Raw genomic sequence first — 18,737 nt, forward strand, 5'->3', positions numbered from 1 at the left:
TGCCCGGTGGGCAGCGTGGTGCTGTTGTGCTCGTCCGGTCCGGAGGATCAGTGCTTGGCGGGCAGGAAGCCCACCTTGTCGTACGCCTGCGCGAGGGTCTCGGCGGCGACGGCACGGGCCTTCTCCGCCCCCTTGGCCAGGATCGAGTCGAGCGTCTCCGGGTCGTCCAGGTACTGCTGGGTGCGGTCCCGGAAGGGAGTCACGAACTCGACCATGACCTCGGCGAGGTCGGTCTTCAGCGCACCGTAGCCCTTGCCGGCGTACTTCTGCTCCAGTTCCGCGATACCGGTTCCGGTGAGCGTGGAGTAGATGCTGAGGAGGTTGCTCACACCCGGCTTCTCCGCCACGTCGTAGCGGATCACGGTGTCGGTGTCGGTGACGGCGCTCTTGACCTTCTTGGCGGTGGCCTTGGGCTCGTCGAGGAGGTTGATGAGGCCCTTCGGCGTGGACGCCGACTTGCTCATCTTGATCGACGGGTCCTGAAGGTCGTAGATCTTCGCCGTCTCCTTGAGGATGTACGCCGACGGCACGGTGAACGTCTCCCCGAAGCGGCCGTTGAAACGCTCGGCGAGGTCGCGGGTGAGCTCGATGTGCTGACGCTGGTCCTCACCGACCGGCACCTCGTTGGCCTGGTACAGCAGGATGTCGGCGACCTGCAGGACCGGGTACGTGAAGAGGCCGACGGACGCGCGGTCGGCGCCCTGCTTGGCGGACTTGTCCTTGAACTGCGTCATGCGCGAGGCCTCGCCGAAACCGGTGAGGCAGTTCATCACCCAGGCGAGCTGGGCGTGCTCGGGGACGTGGCTCTGGACGAAGAGCGTGCAGCGCTCCGGGTCGAGGCCGGCGGCCAGCAGCTGGGCGGCGGCGAGCCTGGTGTTGGCGCGCAGGTCGGCGGGGTCCTGCGGCAGCGTGATCGCGTGCAGGTCCACCACCATGTAGAAGGCGTCGTGGGACTCCTGCAGCGCCACCCACTGGCGGACCGCTCCGAGGTAGTTGCCGAGGTGGAACGAGCCGGCGGTGGGCTGGATTCCGGAGAGCACACGAGGTCGTTCAGAGGCCATGGTGCCCATTCTCTCAGGTGACTCTCCTAGCTCGGAAACAGGTGTGTGACGGGTGGGCACCGATCCGCCACGGCCGGTGCGCCAGGAGGGTGAGGGCACAGGGGGAGGTCATCAGGTCGGCCACCTCGGACCTGATCTTCGTGAGGGCGGCCTCGTCCCCGGTGTGCGCGGCGGCGACCGCGCGGTCGATCCGGTCGGCGACGGTCGCCATGCGGTGCGTGCCGAGGCCGCGGGAGGTCAGGGAGGGGGTGCCGATGCGGACGCCGGAGGGGTCGAAGGGCTTCCTCGGGTCAGAGCCTCGGCATTGTCGACGACCGCGTGGTCGTAGTCGCGGAAGGAGGGCCGGGACGCCTCGTGCAGGGGAAAGGGAGAGTCATGGCGTCCTCCGGGGCGAGCGGTCGGTGTCCGGTCGTGTCCCCGGGGTGCCGATGGGGCATCCCCTGGTCGAGCGGAGCCGAGAGCTTGGAGGGGGTCGGCACCTCGAAGGTCCTGCCTCGCACGGCTTCCTCGGGGTCCGTCCCCCGTGCGCCAGTCACCGTGCTGTCGGGGCCACCCTGGCGGGCACGCCGGTTCGGCAGGTTTCTTCGTCCGCGATGCGAGCGACGATAGGAATGGGGCGCCACACCCGCGCCCAGCCGCAGGACGAACGGAGACCCCGTGTCGAGTACGTCATCTTCCGCTACGAACAGTTCCCGGACGAGCAGCGAGCAGCTCATCGCCTCGGCCGAGGCGCACAGCGCGCACAACTACCATCCGCTGCCCGTCGTGGTCGCCACGGCCGAGGGCGCGTGGATGACCGACGTGGAGGGGCGCCGCTACCTCGACATGCTCGCCGGGTACTCCGCCCTCAACTTCGGGCACGGCAACCGCCGGCTGATCGACGCCGCGAAGGCGCAGCTGGACCGGGTGACGCTGACGTCGCGGGCCTTCCACCACGACCGGTTCGCCGAGTTCTGTACGCGCCTCGCCGGGCTCTGCGGCAAGGAGATGGTGCTCCCGATGAACACCGGCGCGGAGGCGGTCGAGACGGCCGTGAAGACCGCGCGCAAGTGGGGCTACCGGGTCAAGGGCGTGCCGGACGGACAGGCGAAGATCGTGGTCGCGGCGGACAACTTCCACGGCCGGACCACGACCATCATCAGCTTCTCCACGGACGAGGAGGCGCGGGCGGACTACGGGCCGTACACGCCGGGCTTCGAGATCGTGCCCTACGGCGACCTGGAGGCGTTGCGGGCCGCGGTCACCGACGACACCGTGGCCGTGCTGCTGGAGCCGATCCAGGGCGAGGCAGGGGTCCTCGTGCCGCCGGCCGGCTATCTGCCGGGGGTCAGGGAGCTCACCCGGGAGCGGCAGGTCCTCTTCGTCGCGGACGAGATCCAGTCGGGTCTCGGCAGGACGGGACGGACGTTCGCGTGCGAGCACGAGGGCGTGGTGCCGGACGTGTACCTGCTGGGCAAGGCGCTCGGGGGTGGCGTGGTGCCGGTGTCGGCGGTGGTCGCCGACTCCGATGTGCTCGGGGTGTTCAGGCCGGGCGAGCACGGGTCGACGTTCGGCGGCAATCCGCTCGCCTGTGCGGTGGCCCTGGAGGTGGTGGCCATGCTGGAGACGGGCGAGTTCCAGCAGCGGGCCACGGAGCTGGGCGAGCATCTCCACGCCGAGCTGGGTCTTTTGACCGGCACGGGCAAGGTGACGCAGGTGCGGGGGCGCGGGCTGTGGGCGGGCGTCGACATCGCCCCGTCGTACGGCACGGGACGGGAGATCTCCCAGAAGCTGATGGACAGGGGGGTGCTGGTCAAGGACACGCACGGGTCCACGATCCGCATCGCGCCGCCGCTGGTGATCAGCAAGGAGGACCTGGACTGGGGCCTGGACCAGCTGCGGGCGGTGCTGAGCTAGGGCCTTGCGTCGGAACCGGTCCGGTGCTCCTACGGGGAGTCGTGCGGGCTCACAGGATCACGTGCGGTACGAACCTCGCGTACTCGTCGGTGATCAGGCCGGACGACTCCCGGATGCCGAGGCCCGCCGCCTCGTCCTCGACGACCCACGCGCCGAGCACGACCCGGTTGCCGTCGAAGTCCGGGAGGGGAGCCAACTCCTGGTAGCAGCAGGCTTCTTGGCGGCGGGCGGGCTCGGCGCCCGGCTCGTGCACCGTCACTCCTGCACCCTCGCGCCCGAGCAGCGGCTTGGCGACGTAACCGCGTGCGCGGGCGAGTTCGCGCGGGCCGTCCAGGTAGGCGGGGAGGAGGTTCGGGTGACCGGGGTACAGCTCCCAGAGGATGGCGAGGAGGGCCTTGTTGGAGAGCAGCATCTTCCAGGCGGGTTCGATCCACAGCGTCGAGCCCGTGCCGCCGCCGTTGTCGAGGGTCTCCAGGACGTGCGGGGCGAAGCGGTCGGTGGTCAGCCACTCCCACGGGTAGAGCTTGAAGCAACTGCGCATGAACCGGAGCTTCTTGTCGACGAAGCGGCGCGAGAGGCGGTCCCAGCCGATGTCCTCCATGGAGATCGACTCGGCGGCGAGGCCCGCCTGTTCGGCCGTCTCGCGCAGGTACGCGACCGTCATCAGGTCCTCGCCGAGTTCGTCGGCCGCGGAGTGGGCGAAGTACAGCGGGCCGCCGGGCGGCAGCAGCCCGGCCTGCTTCTTCCAGGCGTCGACGAGGCGCTCGTGCAGGGAGTTCCACTGGTCGGCGCCGGGGAAGCGCTCCTCCATCCAGAACCACTGCGGGCTCGCGGCCTCGACGAGGGAGGTGGGGGTGTCGGCGTTGTACTCCAGCATCTTCGCCGGGCCCGTGCCGTCGTACCGCAGGTCGAAACGGCCGTACAGGGACGGGAGTTCCGCCCGGCGGCGCCAGGCCTCGGTGACGGCGGCGGCCACGCGTGGGTCGGTGATGCCGAGGTCGGCGAGGCGGTCGTGCTCGACGATGTGCGCGGCGGCGGCCAGGCACATCGCGTGCAGTTCCTCGACGACCTCCTCCAGGGCCTCCACCTCGGGGAGCGAGAAGACGTAGTAGGCGCTCTCGTCCCAGTAGGGGCGCAGAGTGTCGTCGGGGTAGCGCGTGAGGGGGTAGATGAGCCCCTGGTCCTCGACGGTCTGCTGCCAGCCGGGGCGCGGCTCTATGGTGTGGCGTTCCATGGCGTGTGTGTCGCGTCTCGTCGTCCGTTCAGCCGCCGCCGCTGCCGCCCGAGCAGCCGAAGCCGTCCCGGTCGACGGCCTCGCTGCGGCTGAAGGTGCCGTCGTCCGCGTAGCGCCCGTCGACGTCGGCGTCGTAGTACCAGGCGGCGTCGACGCGGCCCGAGGCCTTGCCGGTGCCGGTGCCGTGGGAACCCTTGCGGGATGTGCCCGAGGAGGACGAGCCGGACGAACCCGAGGTGCCGGACTTGCACTTGCTGTCGCTGACGACGTGGTAGCCCTTGAGGGTGTCGTAGCTGTCGCGGTCCACGCAGCGGCGGTCGGGGTCCGAGCCGCAGGAGGTCAGGGCCGCCGCGAGGACGCCCATGCCGCCGAGCACGACCGTGCTCGACCTCAGCCGTCGTGGTTGCTTCTGCGCCATGATGTTTCTGCTCCCCCGTTGTCCCGCGTCGTCCGGCGTCGTCCGGCGTCGTCCGGCGTCGTCGTGCTGCGTGTGCCGCGTGGCGCGGCGTGCGCGATCAGCGTAGGTAAGCCTCGGCGGTCCGGGCCAGTCGCTTGCCCGGTGGTTCCCCGCGGATCGCGCCTACTCGGCGTCCTCTACAGTCACTTCGTGTCTCTTGGGATGATTTGCGCTCTCGGTTCAGCGGTCTGCTTCGGCACGGCCTCGGTCTTTCAGGCGGTCGGTACGCGCGCCACCGCGCCCGGCACCGGCTCCGGTGTCGACGCGGCGCTGCTGCTGCGCGCCCTGCGCCAGTGGCGCTACCTCGTGGGGCTCGGCCTCGACGGGCTCGGATTCCTGCTGCAGATCGTGGCGTTGCGGACCATCCCGATCTACGCGGTGGGCGCGGCGCTCGCCGCGAGCCTCGCCGTCACGGCGGTGGTCGCGGCCCGGCTGCTGCGGGTACGGCTCAGCGGCGTGGAATGGGGCGCCGTGGCCGTCGTGTGCGCGGGGCTCGCGATGCTCGGCCTCGCCTCCGGTGACGAGGGCGAGCGGGCCGGCTCGACGACCCTGCGGTACGTGATGCTGGGCATCGCCTTCGCCGTTCTGCTGCTCGGCGCGGTGGCCGGGCGGTTGCCCGGGCGGGGGCGGGCGCTGGCGCTCGGCCTGGGCGCGGGGTGCGGTTTCGGGGTGGTGGAGGTGACCGTACGGCTCATCGACGACATGGCGCCGGGTGCGCTCCTCACCAATCCGGCGACGTACGCGCTGCTGGTGGGTGGCGGTTCGGCGTTCCTGCTGCTCACGTCGGCGTTGCAGCGCGGCTCGGTGACGACGGCCACCGCCGGTCTGGTGATCGGCGAGACGATCGGTCCCGCGCTGGTGGGTGTGGTGTGGCTGGGTGACCGTACGCGTGACGGGCTGGAGTGGCTGGCGGTGCTGGGGTTCGCTGTGGCGGTGGTGGGGGCGTTGGCGCTGGCGCGGTTCGGTGAGCCTGAGTCCGGGAGCGGTGCGGGGGCGGTCACCGTTTGAGCTCGGTGGGGTTTCGTGCGGGTTCCCTTCGCCGCACGCCTCGGGGCTCCGCCCCGGACCCCGCTCCTCAACCGCCGGACGGGCTGACATTGCCTCACCGGCGCCCCGGCCCCGGGAGATTCCCTCACCCCGGCAGCACCCTGCACAACGCCTCCAACGCCCCCGCCCACGCATGCTCCGCCGGTGTCCCGTAGCCCACCACCAGCGCGTCCCTGCGCTCGGTCGGGGCCAGGGTCGCCTGAGGGTGGCGGTAGGACGTCAGGCCGTGGACCGACAGGTACTGCCAGCCTGCCGCCTGGACCACCGACTGTTCGGTGCCCGGCGGGAGTTCGAGCACCGCGTGCAGGCCCGCCGCGATGCCCGTGGCCCGCACCTGCGGCGCCCGTGCCGCCAGCGCCGCCACCAGTTGGTCGCGGCGGCGCCGGTACCGCAGTCGGGCGGCGCGTACATGCCGGTCGTACGCCCCGGATGTGATGAACTCCGCCAGCGCCAGTTGCTCCACCGCGCCGCACGACGCGCCGCCCGCCTCCTTCTCGGCGAGCACCTCCTCCCACAGGCCCGACGGCAGCACCATCCACCCGAGCCGCAACCCCGGCGCGAGGGACTTGCTGGCCGTGCCGCAGTACACGACGCGTTCGGGGTCCAGGCCCTGGAGCGCGCCGACGGGCTGGCGGTCGTAGCGGAACTCCCCGTCGTAGTCGTCCTCCAGGATCACCCCGCCCTCGCGTCGCGCCCAGTCGACGACGGCCGCCCGCCGGTCGGGGTGGAGCGGCACGCCCATCGGGAACTGGTGCGCGGGGGTGAGCAGCACCGCCTTCGCCGGACCGCGGCGCCCGTCGGCGTCGGCCCGCAGCCCCGCCACGTCCGTGCCGCGCTCGTCGAAGCCGAGCGGAACCGTGCGCAGGCCCGCCCGGTGCAACTGGTTCCAGTAGAGGTCGAGGCCGTACGCCTCCACGGCCACCTCGGGCAGCCCGCGCGCCTTCAAAACCCGGCCGAGGACCGACAGGGCGTGGATGAAGCCCGCGGTGATGATCAAGCGGTCCGGGTCGGCGCGCACGCCGCGGGCCCGCGCCAGGTAGTCGGCCAGGGCCGTGCGCAGTTCGACGCGCCCCCGGGGGTCGGCGAAACCGAGCGCGTCGGCCGGCGCGGTGGCCAGCGCGCGGCGGACCGCCTTGAGCCACTCCGCGCGCGGGAACGTCGACAGGTCCGGCGTGCCGGGGCCGAGGTCGTACCTCGGCGCGCCGCCCGTCCTGCGGGGCCGCGCGGGCCGCACCGGCGGGGCGATCGCGCGCTCGACCACCCGGGTGCCCGAGCCCTGGCGCGCCGTGAGCCAGCCCTCGGCGACCAGGTCGGCGTAGGCGTCGGCCACCGTGTTCCGGGCGACGCCCAGGTCCACGGCGAGGGAGCGGGAGGACGGCAGCCGGGTGCCGGGGGCGAGCCGGCCGCCGCGCACCGCCTCCCGCAGCGCGTCCGTCAGCCCCTTGCGCACCCCGTGCCGGGACACGCCGCCGCCCGTCTCCAGGTGGAGGTCGACGCCCAGGACACCGCCTCGGGTGCCGCCCGTGTCACCCGTACCGGCGTTCCCGTCCTTGCCGGTGTCCGCAGAAGTGGCCCACGTTTCTCCCATGGAAATGGACCATACCCGTGGGCTACCGCTTCCGTAGGGTCGAAGCATGACGACGCACACGACCACCACCGAACCGACCGGCCAGGCCGACACCACCAGCGCCTCCACCCCCGCCGCCCACCTCCACGAGCACACCGCCCGTCTCGACTGGAGCCGGCACGCGCCCGAGGTGTTCAAGGCCATGATCAAGCTCGACGCGGCCGCCCGTAAGGGACTCGACCCGGTGATCGGCGAGCTCGTCAAGATCCGCGCCTCGCAGCTCAACCACTGCGCGTACTGCCTCGACATGCACACCAAGGACGCCCTCGCCGCGGGCGAGAGCGTCGAGCGCATCATCCAGCTCAGCGCCTGGGAGGAGTCGCGGCACTTCTACACGGCCAAGGAGGTCGCCGCGATCGAGCTGACCGAGGCGATCACCGTCCTGACCGAGGGCTTCGTGCCGGACGAGGTGTACGCGCAGGCGGCCGAGCACTTCGACGAGGCGGAGCTGACCCAGCTCATCGCCGCGATCACCGTCATCAACGCGTGGAACCGCTTCGGCGTCAGCACCCGCCAGGTGCCGGGCCACTACAAGTCGGGAGCGGCCAAGTGAGCGCGTCCACCTCGCAGTTGGGCACGCGTACCACCCAGCTGGACAAGGGCGTCGTCGGCGCGCTGAGCGCGCTCAGCGCCGCCGCCAAGCAGGGGCTCGGCGACCCCGTGCTCGCCGAGCTGGTGATGATGCGGGCCTCGCAGATCAACGCCTGCGCGTTCTGCCTCGACATGCACGTGGACGTCGCCCTGAAGAACGGCGAGGACCCCAAGCGCATCGCCCTGCTCAACGCCTGGGAGGAGGCGGGCGACCTCTTCGGCGAGCGGGAACGCGCCGCTCTCGCGCTGACGGAGGCCGTCACCGTACTCACCGACGGCTTCGTGCCCGACGACGTCTACGCGCGGGCGGCCGCGCACTTCGACGAGGAGCGGCTCGCCCATCTCCTCGGCGTGATCGCCGTCATCAACAGCTGGAACCGGCTGATGGTCAGCCGCCGCATCGCACCCGGAGGCCCGGCATGGTGAACCACGTCGACACACTGCGCGCCCTGCACCGGCGGTCGGCGGCCGACGGACCGCTGGTCCTGCCGGGCCCGTGGGACGCCGCGAGCGCCCGGGTGTTCGAGGAGAAGGGATACGAGGCGCTCGCCACGCCCAGCGCCGGTGTCGCGCTCTCCCTCGGGTACGAGGACGGGCAGGTGCCGCCGCAGGAGATGTTCGCGGCGATCCGGCGGATCGTGCGGTCCGTCGCCGTGCCGGTGACCGCGGACGTCGAGGCCGGCTACGGCCTGGCCCCGAAGGAACTGGTGGAGCGGCTCCTGGAGACGGGCGCGGTCGGCTGCAACCTGGAGGACTCCACCGGCGGCGAGGGCGGCGCGAGCCCCCTCAAGGACCCCGCCGCGCAGGCGGACTTCCTCGCGGCGGTACGGGAGGCCGCGGGCGACCGGCTCTTCGTCAACGCCCGCGTGGACACCTTCATCCGGGGCGACACCGACCCCGGCGCAGCCATCGCGCGGGCCCGCGCGTACGTGGCGGCCGGCGCGGACTGCGTCTACCCGATCATGGCGCCCACCGAGGCGATTCCCGCGCTGCGGGCGGGGATCGAGGGCCCGATCAACGTGGTGGCGCGGCCGGACGGGCCGTCCCTGCGCGAGCTCGGCGAACTGGGCGCGACCCGCGTCACTTTCGGCCCCGGCCTGCTGCACCGCACGATGGCGGCCCTGCGGGACATCGCCGGACAGCTGGCGTAGACATGGCGGTGCCGGGCGCCCGTTCGACGGGCACCCGGCACGCGGCGGCGGGGCTGCGGGGCTGCCCTACTTGGGCAGCCACCCCTTCCACTTCGACTTGTGCTCGTCGATCCACGTCTTCGCCGCGTCGTCCGGCGACATCTTCTTGTCCGCGATCATCAGGGAGACCTCGTTCTGGTCCTCCTCCGACCACGTGAAGTTCTTCAGGAACTCCGCGGCTTCGCCGCCGTTCTTCGCGAAGTCCGCGTTGAAGTACTTCTGCAGCGGCGTGTGCGGGTAGGCACACTTGATCTTGGCGGGGTCGGCGTCGCAGCCCTCCTTGTACTTCGGCAGCTTCACCTCCGTCATCGGCACCTTCTCGAACAGCCACTGCGGCTTGTACCAGTAGGTGAGGAACGGCTTCCGCTGCTTGGCGAACTGCTCGATCTGGGTGATCTGCGCCGCCTCGGACCCCGCGAAGACGACCTGGTAGTCCAGGCCCAGGTTCTGCACCAGGGCCTTGTCGTTCGTCACGTACGACGGGGAACCGTCCATGAGCTGGCCCTTGTCGCCGCTCTCGGACGTACGCAACTGCTTCGCGTACTTGTTGAGGTTCTTCCAGTTCGTGACGTCCGGGTGCTTCTTGGCGAAGTACGTGGGGACGTACCAGCCGATGTGCCCGGTCACGCCGACGTCGCCGCCGGGGACGATCGTCTTCTTCTCCTTGACGTACCGCTGCTCCTGGTCCGGGTGGCCCCAGTCCTCCATGATCGCGTCGACGCGGCCCTGGCTGAGGGCGTCCCAGGCGGGCACCTCGTCGATCTGGACCTTGTCGACGCGGTAGCCGAGCTCGTTCTTGAGCAGGTACTCGGCGACGGCGACGTCCGCCTGCGCGCCGACCCAGGACTGGACCGAGAGGGTCACCGTCTTGGCACCCTCGGCGTTCGCGTACGGAGACGCCTGCTTGCTCATGTCGGCGGCGCCGCAGCCGGAGAGCGCGAGCAGCGCACCGGCGGCCGTGGCGGCGCTCATGACACGCGTACGAACGCGCATGTCACGCTCCCTTCTTCGCACGGCGGGCCGTGGGCTGCGTGACGCGGTCGAGCATCAGGCCGAGGCAGACGATCGCGGCGCCGGCCACCAGGCCGGTCGCCAGGTCGCCCTGGGCGATGCCGAACACGACGTCGTAGCCGAGCGCGCCACCGCCGACCAGACCGCCGATGACGACGACGGCGAGGACCAGGACGACGCCCTGGTTGAGGGCGAGCATGAGCGCGGGGCGGGCCAGCGGCAGCTGGACCTTGCGCAGCTGCTGCCAGCCGGAGGCGCCGAGCGAGCGCGAGGACTCCATCGCGGCGGCGTCGACCTGGCCGAGGCCCTGCGTGGTGATGCGGACGACGGCGGGCAGCGCGTAGACGACCGCCGCGGCGACCGCGGGGGCGCGGCCGATGCCGAAGAGGGCGACGACCGGGATCAGGTAGACGAACTGCGGCATCGTCTGGAAGACGTCGAGCACCGGCCTGAGCAGGCGTTCGAAGCGCTTGCTGCGGGCGGCCGCGATGCCGGTCGCGAAGCCGAGGACCAGCGTCACGGCGACACCGGCGAGGACCTGCGCGAGGGTGTCGAGGGACTTGTCCCAGACGCCGAGCACGCCGATCGCGGCCATCGCGGCGACGGCGGTCAGCGCGGTCTGCCAGGTGCCGATCAGCCAGGCGAGCGCGGCGACCACGAGCAGCACCGACCACCAGGGCAGGCCCTGCAGGCCGTCCCTGACCGGGTTGAGGACCCAGGTGGTGAAGTGCGAGGCCCAGTCGGCGGTGCCGCCGACGACGGGCACGCCGGTGTAGATGTGGTCGACCATCCACTCCTTGGCGGTGTTCACCGACGGGGCGATGTTGACGACCCAGTCGGTCGGCCAGTCCACGCGGTCCGCGAAGCGCGCGGCGAGCGCGGCGACGACGGTGCCGGCGGCGGCGACGGACCAGCCACGCCAACCGCGCAGCGCGGAGGTGTCCTCGGCGCCGGCCCCGGCGTGTTCGCCCGCGGCGCCGGTGACCCGGTCGAGGACCACGGCGAGCAGCACGATGGGGATGCCGGCGGCGAGCGCCTGGCCCACGTCGACGGTGGAGAGCGCCTGGTAGACGCGGTCGCCGAGGCCGCCGGCGCCGATCACCGAGGCGATGACGGCCATGGAGAGCGCCATCATGATCGTCTGGTTGAGGCCGAGCAGGAGCTGCTTGGCGGCGAGCGGGAAGCGGGCGGAGAACAGCCGCTGCCGGCCGGTCGCGCCGAGCGAGGTCACCGCCTCCATCACGCCGGCGTCGGCGCCGCGCAGACCGAGCGCGGTGAGCCGGGCCATCGGCGGGGCGGCGTAGACGACGGTGGCGATGATGGCGGCCGGGACGCCCATGCCGAAGACGAGCGCGAACGGCAGCAGGTACGCGTACGCGGGCAGCACCTGCATGGTGTCGAGGACCGGCCGCAGGATCCGGAAGATCCGGTCGTTGAGGCCGCCGGCGAGGCCGAGCAGCAGCCCGATCACGACCGAGACGAGGACGGCGACGATCATCAGGGCGAGCGTCTGCATGGTCGGCACCCACATGCCGAGCAGACCGCACACGGCGAACGCGGCGGACGCCATGACGGCGAGCCTGACGCCCGCCACCCGCCAGGCGACGAGCCCGGCGCCGACGGTCACACCGGCCCAGCCGGCCGCGAGGAGCACGAGGTAGACGCCGCGCACGGAGAGCACGATGGCGTTGCTGACGTGCCCGAGGAAGTAGATGAACAGCGGGTGGCTGTCGCGGTTGTCGATGATCCAGTCGGTGGTCCTGCCGAGCGGCTCGGTCAGGTCGACGGTGAGCGCGTCGGGCCAGGCACCGGAGGCCCACTTGGCGTTGACGATCGGCACGAGGACGGCCGCGGCGACGGCGAGCAGCAGGAGCTTGCCGACGGCACGGTGGCGGAGGAGCGCGCCGATTCCCGTATCCCGTACGGGTCCTGAGGCGGTGGCGGTGGCCATCAGGCGACCACCTCGCCCTGGCCGGGGGCCCTGTCAGGCGCGGGGGCCGAGGTCCCCGCGACCACGGCGAGCAGCCCGGCGTGGTCCACCACGCCCAGGCAGCGCTTGCCGTCCATCACGCGCACCGGGGAGCCGGTGCGGGCGACGGCCTCGATGGCCTCGGAGACCTTGGCGTCGGGCGCGAGGGCGGCGCCGCGGGTCTCCTCGCCCTCGGCGGCGGGGCGCATGGCGCTGCGCACGGTCATCACGTCGGCGCGCACCACGTCGCGCACGAAGTCGCGGACGTAGTCGTCGGCCGGGGAGCCGACGATCTCCTCGGGCGTGCCGAGCTGGACGACGCGGCCGTCGCGCATCAGGGCGATGCGGTCGCCGACCCGGAGGGCCTCGCTGAGGTCGTGGGTGATGAAGACCATCGTGCGGCCCTCTTCGTCGTGCAGGCGGCAGATCTCTTCCTGCATGTCGCGGCGGATCAGCGGGTCGAGGGCGCTGAACGGCTCGTCGAAGAGGAGGACCTCGGGGTCGACGGCGAGGGCGCGGGCGAGGCCGACGCGCTGCTGCTGGCCGCCGGAGAGCTGGCCCGGCTTGCGCTGTTCGAGCCCTTCGAGGCCGACCTTCTTGACGACGTCGAGGGCCTTGGCGCGGCGCTCGGCCTTGGCGACGCCCTGGATCTCCAGGCCGTACGCGACGTTGTCGAGGACCGAGCGGTGCGGCAGCAGGCCGAAGTGCTGGAAGACCATGGCGGCGCGGTGGCGGCGCAGTTCGCGCAGGCGGGACTTGTCCATGGCGAGGACGTCCTCGCCGTCGATGGCGAGGCTGCCGGAGGTGGGCTCGATGAGCCGGGTGAGGCAGCGGACGAGGGTGGACTTGCCGGAGCCCGACAGGCCCATGACGACGAAGACCTCACCCTTCTTGACGTCGAAGGAGACGTCGCGCACGGCGGCGGTGCAGCCGGTGCGCTCCCGCAGCTCGGCGGGGCTGAGGTCGTGCACCTCGGTGTTGCCGGGTATTCGCTCGGCGCCGGGTCCGAAGACCTTCCAGAGGTTGCGGACGGCGAAGACGGGCCCGTCGGACGCGTCCTGCCCGGTCGTGTGGTCCGTGCTGGTCACGGTGGCCTCGCTCATCGGCCGTCACCCCCGAGGATCTCGGCACATTTCTCCCCGACCATGAGTACTCCGATCATCGGGTTCACGGCGGGCATCGTCGGGAAGACGGATGCGTCCGCGATACGGATTCCGGCCAGGCCCCGGATCTTCAACTCCGGGTCGACCACGGCGAGTTCATCACTGGAAGCGCCCATTCGGCAGGTGCCGGCCGGGTGGTAGACGGTGTGCGCGGCCTTGCGCACCAGTTCGCTGATCTCGGCGTCGTCGGTGACGTCGGGACCGGGGAAGACCTCGCGCTTGAGCCACTTCTTGAAGGGCTCGGCCTCGGCGACCTTGCGGGCCAGCTTGATGCCGTCGACGAGGGTCCGCCCGTCGTAGTCGTCCTCGTCCTCGAAGTACTTGAAGTCGAGGGCGGGCTTGACCTCGGGGTCGGCCGACGTCAGGTAGAGGCGGCCGCGGGAGCGGGACTTGGGGATGTTCGGCGTCATCGAGACGCCGTGTTCGGGGCGTTCGTAGCCGAGGCGCTCCGGGTTGTCCGTGAACGGGATCTGGTAGAAGTGGAACATCAGGTCCGGGCCCTTGTGGTCCGGGTCCCGCTTCACGAAGAGACCGGCGTCCGAGTCCATCGCGGAGTTGCCGGGGATCGGCCCGTTCGTCTCCCAGACGATGACCGACTCGGGGTGGTCGATGAGGTTCTCGCCGACGCCCGGCAGGTCGTGGACGACCGGGATGCCGAGGGCTTCGAGGTCCTTCTTCGGGCCGATGCCGGAGTGCATGAGCAGCCGCGGCGTGTCGACGGCGCCGGCGCAGACCAGCACCTCGCGGCGGGCGGTGAACAGCTTCTCGGCGCCGTCCTTGGTGCGGAGGTGCACACCGCGGGCGGTCTTGCCGTCCAGCTCCAGCTTGGTGGCCCAGGTCTCCAGGAAGAGGTGGAGGTTCGGGCGGTCACCGGCCTCCATGTGGGGGTGCAGATAGGCGACCGAGGCGGAGGAGCGCTTGTTGTTCTCCGGGTGGTACGAGAGGTCGAAGAAGCCGACGCCCTCGTCGAAGGGCTTGTCGTTGAAGCCGACGACCTCGGGGACGCCGAGCGCGGTCTTCGTCGCCGCGACCCAGTCGGTGGCGATCTGGTTCTGGTCCTTCTTGGCGACGCGCACGATGTTGTTGCGCAGCTTGCCGAAGTAGGGGTCCATCGCCTTCGCGTTCCAGCCGGTGGCGCCGGCCGCCTCCCACTCGTCCCAGTCGGACGGCAGCGGCTTGAAGGAGATCAGCGTGTTGTGCGACGAGCAGCCGCCGAGGACCTTGGCGCGGCTGTGCAGGATGTGCGAGTTGCCGCGCGGCTGCTCGGTGGTCGTGTACTCGTAGTCCAGCTCGCCGCCGAGCAGGCCGAGCCACTTGCGCAGCGTGAGGACGTCCTCCCGGTCGATGTCGCTGGGGCCGCCCTCGATGACGGCGACAGTGAGGTCCGGGTTCTCGGTGAGCCGGGACGCGATCACCGATCCCGCGGTGCCGCCACCGACGATGACGTAGTCGAACTCGGTCTGGTCAGACATGCGTACGTGCTCCTCTTCCTGCGAGGTCGTGCCAAGGTGCTTGCGCGTCATGAGCGGGGGCGCTTGAACGTGTTGCGCGCGGGGCGGACGTGCCGCCCCGCGCGTATCCCTCGTGTGCCGGCTGTCAGCCCGCGAACCAGCGCACCGGCTGCGGCGCCAGGTTCTGGTAGATGTGCTTGGACTCGCGGTACTCGGCGAGACCCGCGGGCCCGAGCTCGCGCCCGACACCGCTCTTGCCGAAGCCGCCCCACTCCGCCTGCGGCAGGTAGGGGTGGAAGTCGTTGATCCAGATGGTGCCGTGGCGCATCCGGCGGGCCATCCGGGCGGCGCGGCCCTGGTCGCTGGTCCACACGGCGCCGGCCAGGCCGTACTCGGTGTCGTTGGCGAGGGCGACGGCCTCGTCCTCGGTACGGAAGGTCTCCACGCTCAGCACCGGCCCGAAGACCTCTTCGCGCACGACCTTCATCTCGCGGTGGCACTGGTCGAGCACGGTCGGCTCGTAGAAGTAGCCCTCGGCGGGCCGCACGTCGCTGGGCTCGGGGCGCTTGCCGCCGGAGCGGAGCACCGCGCCCTCCTCCAGGGCGGAGGCCACGTACATCTCGGTCTTCTCGCGCTGCTGCGCGGAGACGAGCGGGCCGCACTCGACGCCGTCCTCGGTGCCGCGGCCGAGCTTGATCTTCCGGGCCCGGCGGGCGAGTTCGGCGACGAAGCGCTCGCGCACGGACTCCTCGACGATGAGGCGGCCACCGGCGGAGCAGACCTGTCCGCTGTGGATGAAGGCCGCGTTGAGCGCCTGGTCGACGGCGGTGTCGAAGCCTTCCTCGGTGGCGCAGGCGTCGGCGAAGACGACGTTGGGGTTCTTGCCGCCGAGTTCGAGGGCGACCTTCTTGACGCCGAGCGCGGCGGCCTGGGCGACCTTGGTGCCGGAGACGAGGCCGCCGGTGAAGGAGACCAGGTCGACGTCGGGGTGGTCGGAGAGCCGGGCGCCGACGGTGTGGCCGGGGCCGGTGACGATGTTGGCGACGCCGGCGGGGAGCCCGGCCTCGACGAGGAGCTCGATGAGCGCGACCGTCGTCAGCGGCGTGATCTCGCTCGGCTTGATGACGAAGGTGTTGCCCGCCGCGAGGGCCGGCGCGATCTTCCAGCTGGCCTGCAGGAGCGGGTAGTTCCAGGGCGTGATCATCGAGCAGACGCCGATGGGCTCGTGCACGACGACGCTGTGGATGTCCTCGGAGCCGGCGTCGACGACCCGGCCCGCGCCCTCGCCGATCACCAGGTCGGCGAAGTACCGGAAGGCGTCGGCGACGCAGTCGACGTCGACGCGGCCCTCTTCGAGGGTCTTGCCCGCGTCGCGGCTCTCCAGGAGCCCGATCTTCTCGCGGTCGCGTACGAGGAGGTCGGCGACGCGGCGCAGCAGCGCGGCGCGCTCGGCGACGGGCGTGCCCGGCCAGGGGCCCTCGTCGAAGGCCGTGCGGGCGGCTGCGACGGCGGCGTCCACGTCCTCCGTGGAGCCCTCGGCGATCACGGCGAACGGCTTGGCGTCCGCCGGGTCGAGGATCTCTCGGGTGGCGCCGGAGGCGGCCGCAAGCCACTCTCCGCCCACATGAATGGTCTGTTGTGCGGACACGTCCCGTTTGCCTTCCGTTCCTGTCATCTGCCCCGCCTGTCACTCGCGGTAGCCGGGTGCACCTGCCCTCCGGCGGAGAAACCATGCACATCCTGTGGCCGAAAGTGCGCTGTGTCACTGCGTGTGCGGGGACCGGGGGCAAACGTACGCGCGACGGCCGGCCCGGAGGGCGCGGGTCACCGCGTGTCGGCGACCCCGGCGAACTCGTCGAAGACGTCGTCGGCCGGCTCGTCCTCGACCGCCAGACCGGCCACCCACAGCGGCATCAGCCAGTGCACGACGAAGACGGCGAAGAGGACGGGGAAGAGGAATCCTTCGACGTCCACGCCCTTCAGGGTGGCGGCGCCCGCCGCGACGGTGACCGCGAGAAGCAGCCACAGCATCACCCGCTGGGCCGTGGCCGCGACGCGGCTGCGCTCCGCGCGCTGACGCTCGTCCAGCGCGCGCACCCGCAGATCGAGCAGGCCGCGGGTCGAGCTGTTGATGACGCCGGTCACGAAGCACCACGGCAACAGCAGCCCCAGCATGGCGAACGTCGCCCAGCGTTCATCGCCGACGACCGAGCACAGCCAGACGGTGACGGCCACCGCGGTCAGCGCCACGTGGACGGTGACCATGGCCCGCCTGCGGGCGGCGGTGGCGTGGAAGGGGGCCGCCTCCCGGCGGTTCATCAACCGGTGCATCCACCGGTCGTAGGCGGTCAGGGGGCGCTGCTCGGCGGTCGTCATCAGTGGTTCCTCCCGTAGACCTGGTCGGTGAGCGGCTGGAACGGTTCGAGGGAGAACAGCGCCTCGACCGGCAGCCCGAAGAACGCGGAGATCTTCAGTGCGAGATCCAGGCTCGGGTTGTACTGCCCCCGCTCGATGTAGCCGATGGTCTGGTAGTGGGCCCCCACCGCCTCGGCCAGGCTCTGCCGCGACACCTTGCGCTCGGCGCGCACCATCGCCAGCCTGTTGTGCACTTGCTCGCTCATGTATAAGAAGTACTACATTCGTGAGCAGCATTTCAACAAACACCCTCCCGGGAGACACAAAACCGCCCCGCGGCGGCCGCTGGGGAGCGGCCGCCGAGGGGCGGCGGGAAAAGAACTGCGACTCAGATGAGGCCGAGACCGCGGACGGCCTCGCGCTCCTCGGTGAGCTCCTGCACGGAGGCGTCGATGCGGGTGCGCGAGAACTCGTTGATGTCCAGGCCCTGGACGATCTCGTACGCGCCGTCCTTCGTGGTGACCGGGAAGGAGGAGATGAGCCCCTCCGGCACGCCGTACGAACCGTCCGACGGAATGCCCATGGAGGTCCAGTCGCCCGCGGCGGTGCCGTTGACCCAGGTGTGGACGTGGTCGATGGCGGCGTTGGCGGCCGAGGCGGCCGACGAGGCGCCACGGGCCTCGATGATCGCGGCGCCGCGCTTGGCGACGGTCGGGATGAACTCGTTGGCGAGCCAGGCCTGGTCGCCCACGACGTCGGCGGCGTTCTTGCCGGCGATCTCCGCGTGGAAGATGTCCGGGTACTGGGTGGCCGAGTGGTTGCCCCAGATGGTCAGGCGCTTGATGTCGGCGACCGAGGAGCCGGTCTTCTTCGCGAGCTGCGACAGCGCGCGGTTGTGGTCGAGGCGGGTCATGGCGGTGAAGCGCTCGGCCGGTACGTCCGGGGCGGCGGCCTGGGCGATCAGCGCGTTGGTGTTGGCGGGGTTGCCGACCACCAGGACCTTGATGTCGTCCGCGGCGTGGTCGTTGATGGCCTTGCCCTGCGGCTTGAAGATGCCGCCGTTGGCCTCCAGGAGGTCACCGCGCTCCATGCCCTTGGTGCGGGGGCGGGCGCCGACGAGCAGCGCGACGTTGGCGCCGTCGAAGGCGACGTTCGGGTCGTCGCTGATCTCGATCGAGTTCAGCAGCGGGAAGGCGCAGTCGTCGAGCTCCATGGCGGTGCCCTCGGCGGCCTTCAGCGCCGGCGTGATCTCGAGAAGGCGCAGGTTGACCGGCACGTCCGCGCCGAGCAGGTGGCCCGAGGCGATGCGGAAGAGCAGCGCGTAGCCGATCTGGCCGGCCGCGCCGGTGACGGTGACATTCACGGGAGTGCGGGTCATGGCGATCTCCGTAAGACAGCTGGCGGTGGGGGTCCCTGTCGTCCGTGGATCCCCTGGTTCCTGGATCCCCGCCGACACCGCTCGATCGCCTCTCGATGATCGATCTCTTGGCATCAAGAGAGATCCGCCGTCAGGCTATCGCGCCCGGGCTGCCCCGGACCGCCGGGTCACTGTGTCCCGGCCCACAGCACCACCCACCTGAAGAGGGGGGCGGCCGCCACGTCGGGGGGGGGGGGGGGGGGGGGTTGGTGTCGGGTGTCCCACGCCCCCCCTCCCCCCTTCCAGGGAGGGCTGCCTGCGCTGCCAC

17 protein-coding genes and 1 pseudogene are annotated in these 18,737 nt (G+C 71.3%); 5 read left to right on the forward strand and 13 right to left on the reverse strand.

Annotation, left to right across the window (positions count from 1 at the left end; all coding sequences use genetic code 11):
- Positions 1-47: 47 nt before the first annotated feature.
- Positions 48-1,061, reverse strand: coding sequence for a tryptophan--tRNA ligase (trpS, locus tag ACZ6B8_RS04700; RefSeq protein WP_471084815.1), 1,014 nt, complete (start codon positions 1,059-1,061; stop codon positions 48-50).
- A 103-nt stretch (positions 1,062-1,164) separates the two neighbouring features.
- Positions 1,165-1,353 (reverse strand): annotated as a pseudogene (glyA, locus tag ACZ6B8_RS04705) (serine hydroxymethyltransferase); the annotation flags it as partial.
- 365 nt (positions 1,354-1,718) lie between these two features.
- Between glyA and rocD the strand changes: the two are divergent.
- Positions 1,719-2,957: an ornithine--oxo-acid transaminase gene (gene rocD / locus ACZ6B8_RS04710; protein ID WP_471606276.1), complete on the forward strand. Its 1,239-nt coding sequence runs from the start codon at positions 1,719-1,721 to the stop codon at positions 2,955-2,957.
- Positions 2,958-3,006: 49 nt separating this feature from the next.
- On the opposite strand, the gene ACZ6B8_RS04715 is transcribed toward rocD, so the two are convergent.
- Entirely contained in the window at positions 3,007-4,191 is a 1,185-nt protein-coding gene (locus tag ACZ6B8_RS04715; protein ID WP_471606277.1) for a glutathionylspermidine synthase family protein, read from the reverse strand.
- 28 nt (positions 4,192-4,219) lie between these two features.
- The gene (locus ACZ6B8_RS04720; RefSeq protein WP_471606278.1) at positions 4,220-4,609 is read right to left on the reverse strand and encodes a hypothetical protein; all 390 of its coding nucleotides are present in this window, start codon (positions 4,607-4,609) and stop codon (positions 4,220-4,222) included.
- Between the two features lie 201 nt (positions 4,610-4,810).
- Here ACZ6B8_RS04720 and ACZ6B8_RS04725 point away from each other — a divergent pair, with 201 nt between their 5' ends.
- On the forward strand, positions 4,811-5,656 hold the full coding sequence (locus ACZ6B8_RS04725) for a DMT family protein (RefSeq protein ID WP_471085070.1): 846 nt from the start codon (positions 4,811-4,813) through the stop codon (positions 5,654-5,656).
- 124 nt (positions 5,657-5,780) lie between these two features.
- Here ACZ6B8_RS04725 and pdxR read toward each other — a convergent pair whose 3' ends face one another.
- Entirely contained in the window at positions 5,781-7,283 is a 1,503-nt protein-coding gene (gene pdxR / locus ACZ6B8_RS04730) for a MocR-like pyridoxine biosynthesis transcription factor PdxR (protein WP_471606279.1), read from the reverse strand.
- A gap of 46 nt (positions 7,284-7,329) precedes the next feature.
- On the opposite strand from pdxR, the gene ACZ6B8_RS04735 reads away from it, so the two are divergent.
- The 3 genes from ACZ6B8_RS04735 to ACZ6B8_RS04745 are packed head-to-tail and all read left to right on the forward strand — an operon-like array spanning position 7,330 to position 9,064.
- Positions 7,330-7,875, forward strand: coding sequence for a carboxymuconolactone decarboxylase family protein (locus ACZ6B8_RS04735; RefSeq protein ID WP_471606280.1), 546 nt, complete (start codon positions 7,330-7,332; stop codon positions 7,873-7,875).
- Positions 7,876-7,892: 17 nt separating this feature from the next.
- Complete coding sequence (locus ACZ6B8_RS04740; RefSeq protein ID WP_471085068.1) at positions 7,893-8,339, forward strand: carboxymuconolactone decarboxylase family protein; 447 nt, start codon at positions 7,893-7,895, stop codon at positions 8,337-8,339.
- Positions 8,333-9,064 (forward strand): isocitrate lyase/PEP mutase family protein, encoded by a 732-nt coding sequence (locus ACZ6B8_RS04745; RefSeq protein ID WP_471084798.1) that lies wholly within the window; start codon positions 8,333-8,335, stop codon positions 9,062-9,064. Before ACZ6B8_RS04740 ends, ACZ6B8_RS04745 begins: the two co-directional genes overlap by 7 nt.
- A gap of 66 nt (positions 9,065-9,130) precedes the next feature.
- Here ACZ6B8_RS04745 and ACZ6B8_RS04750 read toward each other — a convergent pair whose 3' ends face one another.
- The 8 genes from ACZ6B8_RS04750 to ACZ6B8_RS04785 form a co-directional block, all read right to left on the reverse strand.
- Positions 9,131-10,096: an ABC transporter substrate-binding protein gene (locus ACZ6B8_RS04750; protein ID WP_471084795.1), complete on the reverse strand. Its 966-nt coding sequence runs from the start codon at positions 10,094-10,096 to the stop codon at positions 9,131-9,133.
- A gap of 1 nt (position 10,097) precedes the next feature.
- Complete coding sequence (locus tag ACZ6B8_RS04755; protein WP_471606281.1) at positions 10,098-12,065, reverse strand: ABC transporter permease; 1,968 nt, start codon at positions 12,063-12,065, stop codon at positions 10,098-10,100.
- Entirely contained in the window at positions 12,065-13,186 is a 1,122-nt protein-coding gene (locus ACZ6B8_RS04760) for a quaternary amine ABC transporter ATP-binding protein (protein WP_471606282.1), read from the reverse strand. The genes ACZ6B8_RS04755 and ACZ6B8_RS04760 overlap by 1 nt, the downstream gene beginning before the upstream one ends.
- Positions 13,183-14,718 (reverse strand): GMC family oxidoreductase, encoded by a 1,536-nt coding sequence (locus ACZ6B8_RS04765; RefSeq protein WP_471084786.1) that lies wholly within the window; start codon positions 14,716-14,718, stop codon positions 13,183-13,185. Before ACZ6B8_RS04765 ends, ACZ6B8_RS04760 begins: the two co-directional genes overlap by 4 nt.
- A 124-nt stretch (positions 14,719-14,842) precedes the next feature.
- On the reverse strand, positions 14,843-16,372 hold the full coding sequence (locus tag ACZ6B8_RS04770) for an aldehyde dehydrogenase family protein (protein ID WP_471084783.1): 1,530 nt from the start codon (positions 16,370-16,372) through the stop codon (positions 14,843-14,845).
- A gap of 149 nt (positions 16,373-16,521) precedes the next feature.
- A complete protein-coding gene (locus ACZ6B8_RS04775; protein WP_471606283.1) occupies positions 16,522-17,073 on the reverse strand; it encodes a hypothetical protein in 552 nt (183 codons plus the stop codon).
- Positions 17,073-17,318 carry a helix-turn-helix transcriptional regulator gene (locus ACZ6B8_RS04780; protein ID WP_471084777.1) on the reverse strand — a complete coding sequence of 82 codons (246 nt, stop codon included), beginning with the start codon at positions 17,316-17,318 and terminating at the stop codon, positions 17,073-17,075. The genes ACZ6B8_RS04775 and ACZ6B8_RS04780 overlap by 1 nt, the downstream gene beginning before the upstream one ends.
- Before the next feature lie 122 nt (positions 17,319-17,440).
- The gene (locus ACZ6B8_RS04785) at positions 17,441-18,430 is read right to left on the reverse strand and encodes a malate dehydrogenase (RefSeq protein WP_471606284.1); all 990 of its coding nucleotides are present in this window, start codon (positions 18,428-18,430) and stop codon (positions 17,441-17,443) included.
- Positions 18,431-18,737: the final 307 nt, after the last annotated feature.

This window comes from Streptomyces sp. NPDC041122, from assembly GCF_055592445.1.

What these genes read in the sequence shown, in the direction of transcription:
- ACZ6B8_RS04715 (WP_471606277.1), bottom strand. Translation starts at nt 4,191, where the DNA reads ATGGAACGCCACACCATAGAGCCGCGCCCCGGCTGGCAGCAGACCGTC.
- ACZ6B8_RS04760 (WP_471606282.1), bottom strand. Translation starts at nt 13,186, where the DNA reads ATGAGCGAGGCCACCGTGACCAGCACGGACCACACGACCGGGCAGGAC.
- ACZ6B8_RS04770 (WP_471084783.1), bottom strand. Translation starts at nt 16,372, where the DNA reads ATGACAGGAACGGAAGGCAAACGGGACGTGTCCGCACAACAGACCATT.
- pdxR (WP_471606279.1), bottom strand. Translation starts at nt 7,283, where the DNA reads ATGGGAGAAACGTGGGCCACTTCTGCGGACACCGGCAAGGACGGGAAC.
- ACZ6B8_RS04755 (WP_471606281.1), bottom strand. Translation starts at nt 12,065, where the DNA reads ATGGCCACCGCCACCGCCTCAGGACCCGTACGGGATACGGGAATCGGC.
- ACZ6B8_RS04785 (WP_471606284.1), bottom strand. Translation starts at nt 18,430, where the DNA reads ATGACCCGCACTCCCGTGAATGTCACCGTCACCGGCGCGGCCGGCCAG.
- ACZ6B8_RS04735 (WP_471606280.1), top strand. Translation starts at nt 7,330, where the DNA reads ATGACGACGCACACGACCACCACCGAACCGACCGGCCAGGCCGACACC.
- ACZ6B8_RS04780 (WP_471084777.1), bottom strand. Translation starts at nt 17,318, where the DNA reads ATGAGCGAGCAAGTGCACAACAGGCTGGCGATGGTGCGCGCCGAGCGC.
- ACZ6B8_RS04745 (WP_471084798.1), top strand. Translation starts at nt 8,333, where the DNA reads ATGGTGAACCACGTCGACACACTGCGCGCCCTGCACCGGCGGTCGGCG.
- ACZ6B8_RS04765 (WP_471084786.1), bottom strand. Translation starts at nt 14,718, where the DNA reads ATGTCTGACCAGACCGAGTTCGACTACGTCATCGTCGGTGGCGGCACC.
- ACZ6B8_RS04720 (WP_471606278.1), bottom strand. Translation starts at nt 4,609, where the DNA reads ATGGCGCAGAAGCAACCACGACGGCTGAGGTCGAGCACGGTCGTGCTC.
- trpS (WP_471084815.1), bottom strand. Translation starts at nt 1,061, where the DNA reads ATGGCCTCTGAACGACCTCGTGTGCTCTCCGGAATCCAGCCCACCGCC.
- ACZ6B8_RS04750 (WP_471084795.1), bottom strand. Translation starts at nt 10,096, where the DNA reads ATGCGCGTTCGTACGCGTGTCATGAGCGCCGCCACGGCCGCCGGTGCG.
- ACZ6B8_RS04725 (WP_471085070.1), top strand. Translation starts at nt 4,811, where the DNA reads ATGATTTGCGCTCTCGGTTCAGCGGTCTGCTTCGGCACGGCCTCGGTC.
- ACZ6B8_RS04775 (WP_471606283.1), bottom strand. Translation starts at nt 17,073, where the DNA reads ATGACGACCGCCGAGCAGCGCCCCCTGACCGCCTACGACCGGTGGATG.